This is a genomic window from Mycobacterium sp. 29Ha, assembly GCF_032883055.1.
GTDB lineage: Bacteria > Actinomycetota > Actinomycetes > Mycobacteriales > Mycobacteriaceae > Mycobacterium > Mycobacterium gallinarum.
Genome location: NZ_JAMQTI010000065.1, coordinates 1 through 3,171 on the forward strand (window position 1 = coordinate 1; position 3,171 = coordinate 3,171).

The following is a 3,171-nucleotide window of genomic DNA, read 5'->3' on the forward strand; positions in this document are numbered from 1 at the left end:
GTGGGCTCGGAGGCGCGACGCTTTCCTTCTCTATCGGTTACGAGAAGGAGGCGTCATGGGAAATCCGGATCGGGTGCGGGTGACTGGCCCGTTGGCGGCGTTCAACAGCGGTTTCGCGGCCGAGTTGGTTCGGCTTGGGTATCGACCGAATGCGGCGGCCAATCAGCTGCAGTTGATGGCGCATTTGAGTCGGTGGATGACTCAGTGCGGACTGACCGCCGATGGGCTGACGGCTTCTGTGTTGGCGGATTTCCTCGCCGCACGGCGTGCTGCTGGTTATCGTCTGTGGTTGTCTCCCAAGGCTTTATCGCCCTTGCTCACGTATCTGCGCGGGCTTGGCGCGGTGCCGGCGGAGACGGAGCCGCAGCCGGGCGGGGCGGTGGAGACGCTGTTGGCTCGCTACCGCGCCTATCTGGTGCGTGAGCGGGGACTGTCGCCGTCCACCGCCGGGTTATATGCCCATCTGACGAGTCCGCTGCTTGCGAGGCGGATGGCGGGCGGCGAACTGGATCTGGGGTTGCTGACTTCGGCGGATGTGATTGGGTTCGTGCGGGCGTCGTGCCCTGGACGTGCTGTGGGAACGGCGAAGCTGGTCGTCACCGCGGTGCGGTCGCTGCTGGGCTTTCTGCACGTGGAGGGCGTGATCGGGTCGTCGTTGGCACCCGCGGTCCCATCGGTGGCCGGCGGGACACGCCTCGGCCTGCCGCGGGGCCTGGACCGCGACGCGGTGCGGCGGCTATTGGCCTGCTGCGACCGGACCACCCCGATGGGTCGGCGCAATTACGCGATGCTGGTGCTGCTGGCGCGACTGGGGTTGCGTCCGGGTGAAGTCGCCTCCTTAAGGCTCGACGATATCGATTGGCGCGCTGGGGAACTCGCCGTTACGGGCAAAGGGCATCGGATCGAGCGGCTGCCGCTGCCGGTCGACGTGGGCGAAGCGGTGGCCGAGTACCTGCGCGACGGGCGTCCCGCGACCGCCGAAAGCCGCACGGTGTTCGTCCGATACCGCGCCCCGCACCGGTCCTTGTCGGTGAGCGGCGTGACCGACACCGTCAACAGGACAGCCCAACGAGCCGGGCTGGGCCCCGTGAGAGCGCGGCAGTTACGGCATACCGCCGCCACGGCGATGGTGCGGGCGGGAGCGGCGCTCCCAGAAGTCGGTCAAGTGCTGCGTCACAGGCATCTGCTGAGCACCAGCATCTACGCCAAGGTCGACACCGAGGGCCTGCGCGAACTGGCCCGCCCGTGGCCGGGTGGTGCGGCATGAACCCGCTGCGTCAAGCGCTGGCCGACTACCTGAGCCTGCGCCGATCCCTCGGCTACGCGTTGCAGCGTGCCGAGAAGCTGCTCAACCAGTTCCTCGATTACCTTGAAGAGCGCGGCGCGTCGGTGATCACCGCCGATCTGGCGTTGGCGTGGGCGCGGCTACCACACGACGGCAGCCCTCTGTGGTGGGCTCACCGTCTCACCGTCGTGCGGGGGTTCGCCGGTTATCTGCACGTCCTCGACGAGGCGCATGAGGTGCCCTCCACCGATGTGTTGCCGTGGAAATCCCAGCGCGCCAACCCCTATCTTTACACCGACGCCGAGATCGCCGCGTTGATGCGGGCTGCCACCACGCTGCGATTTCCGTTGCGGGTGGCTACCTACCAAACCTTGATCGGGCTGTTGGTGGTCACCGGCATGCGGGTCGGGGAGGCGATCGCCCTCGACGTCGACGATTTCGATGCCGATCGCGGGGTGCTGCTGGTTCGGCAAGGCAAGGGCGGTGTCACACGGCAGCTGCCGTTGCATCCGAGCACGACGGCAGCCGTGCGCGAGTACCTGCAGCGCGCCGATCGAAGGTCAACGGCACGCACCACGGCGCTGTTGATCTCCCCGGCGGGCACTAGGTTGCTCTACTGCAACATCCACTGGACGTTTCAGAAGCTGCTGCGGCAGGCCAGCATTGGACCCCGATCGTCGTCGTGTCGGCCACGCATCCACGATGTGCGGCACAGCTTCGCCGTCTCCAGGCTGCTCGACGCCTACACCCGTGATCTGGACATCGACCGCCAACTCACGCTGCTGGCCACCTATCTCGGCCATCGCAGCCCCGTGGGCACGTATTGGTATCTGTCGGCCGCGCCCGAACTGCTCGCCGCAGCCCTCGAACGGCTCGACCGCGAAGGCGATGACCGGTGATGACCGCGCTGGCCCCAACCCTGCAGGCGTTCTTCACCGACCGGCTCCGACAACAGCGCCACGCCAGCGACGAAACCGTCCGCGCCTACCGCGACGCCTGGAGGCTGCTAGTCGGTTTCGCCGCCACGCGAACCGGCAAGCAGCCATCCTCGCTTGAAATCGACGACGTCGACAGCGACCTGATCGCCGCGTTCCTCGATCACCTCGAACGCGATCGGCACAACAGCGTGCGCACCCGTAACGCCCGACTCTCGGCGATCCACTCGGTGTTCCGCTTCGCTGCGCTGCGCCACCCCGAACACGCCGCCACCATCAGCCGAGTCCTGGCCATGCCGTCCAAACGCTTCGAACGAGCCCTGGTCACCTACCTCACCACCGATGAGGTCGACGCCCTGCTCGCGGCACCGGACCCGACAACCTGGGCCGGACGACGAGATCGAGCACTCATCCTGCTCATGGTCCAAACCGGATTACGTGTCTCCGAAGTTATCGGGCTGCGCCGCAACGACATCCACCTCGGAGCCGGAGCGCACGTCGCCTGCCATGGCAAAGGCCGCAAGGACCGCGTTACACCCCTGACTAGACCCACTATCGAATCACTGCGAGAATGGATGGCCGAATCATCAAGCAAACCAACAGATCCGATCTTCCCGACACGAACCGGGAGATCACTGAGCCGCGACGGCATCGAACGCAGACTCGCCCATCACCAACATGCCGCCGCCATCGCCTGCCCCTCGCTGAACACGAAACATGTCACCGCCCACGTCTTGCGACACACCGCGGCTATGCGACTGCTCGAAGCCGGCGTCGACACCACCGTCATCGCGCTCTGGCTCGGTCACGAGCAAGTTGACACCACCGCGATCTACCTGCACGCCCACCTCGAAATCAAGGAGAAAGCTCTCGCCCGCACCACGCCACCCAACATCGAAACCGGACGTTACCGCCCCAACGACCCCCTGCTCGCCTTCCTCGAAGCGCTCT

General features: G+C 66.2%; 3 protein-coding genes. All 3 read left to right on the forward strand.

Features of this window, described 5'->3' with window-relative positions:
- The first annotated feature begins 55 nt into the window (after positions 1–55).
- Positions 56–1,267 carry a site-specific integrase gene (locus M1248_RS33165; protein ID WP_317150925.1) on the forward strand — a complete coding sequence of 404 codons (1,212 nt, stop codon included), beginning with the start codon at positions 56–58 and terminating at the stop codon, positions 1,265–1,267.
- Positions 1,264–2,184 (forward strand): tyrosine-type recombinase/integrase, encoded by a 921-nt coding sequence (locus M1248_RS33170; RefSeq protein WP_317150926.1) that lies wholly within the window; start codon positions 1,264–1,266, stop codon positions 2,182–2,184. The genes M1248_RS33165 and M1248_RS33170 overlap by 4 nt, the downstream gene beginning before the upstream one ends.
- A partial coding sequence (locus M1248_RS33175) for a tyrosine-type recombinase/integrase (protein ID WP_317150927.1) occupies positions 2,184–3,171 on the forward strand: 988 nt, incomplete at its 3' end. The genes M1248_RS33170 and M1248_RS33175, both read left to right, overlap by 1 nt.